The organism is Streptosporangium sp. H16 (assembly GCF_051918855.1).
Taxonomy (GTDB): Bacteria; Actinomycetota; Actinomycetes; order Streptosporangiales; family Streptosporangiaceae; genus Streptosporangium.
This window is the reverse complement of sequence record NZ_JBPXMD010000127.1, coordinates 1-757: the sequence shown is the minus strand read 5'-3', so window position 1 is coordinate 757 and position 757 is coordinate 1. Positions and strand designations below refer to the sequence as shown.

Below are 757 nucleotides of genomic sequence, written 5' to 3'. Positions count from 1 at the left end.
CGGGCTGGGTCTCGCTCAAGGACTTCACCGTCGCCCCCTACAACGGCAGGCAGCTCGTCTACGCCACCACGCACGACTTCGGCACCAGCTGGGGATCGATGAACTTCGGCCTGTTCACCAACTGGTCGGAGATGGCCACGGCCAGCCAGAACACCATGTCCTCCGGCACGGTGGCACCCAGCCTGTTCTACTTCGCCCCCCGGAACATCTGGGTGCTCGCCTACCAGTGGGGCGGACCCGCCTTCTCCTACCGCACCTCCAGCGACCCCACCAACCCCAACGGCTGGTCCTCCCCGCAGACCCTCTTCTCCGGAAGCATCACCGGCTCCCAGACCGGCCCCATCGACCAGGCCGTCATCGGTGACGACACCAACATGTACCTGTTCTTCGCCGGCGACAACGGCAAGATCTACCGGGCCAGCATGCCCATCGGCAACTTCCCCGGCAGCTTCGGCTCCACCTCCACCGTCATCATGAGCGACACCACCAACAACCTGTTCGAAGCCGTCCAGGTCTACAAGCTCCAGGGCCAGAACCGCTACCTCATGATCGTCGAAGCGATCGGCTCCCGGGGACGCTACTTCCGCTCCTTCACCGCCACCAGCCTCAACGGTTCGTGGACCCCGCAGGCCGCCACCGAGAGCAACCCGTTCGCCGGCAAGGCCAACAGCGGCGCCACCTGGACCAACGACATCAGCCACGGCGAACTGCTGCGCACCAGCGCCGACCAGACCATGACCGTCGACCCCTGCAACCT

At 65.4% G+C, this 757-nt stretch carries 1 protein-coding gene; it reads left to right on the top strand.

Annotated elements, in window-relative coordinates; all coding sequences use genetic code 11:
• On the top strand, positions 1-757 hold a 757-nt coding region (locus tag ACTOQ2_RS43980; protein ID WP_440107996.1), incomplete at both ends, for a non-reducing end alpha-L-arabinofuranosidase family hydrolase.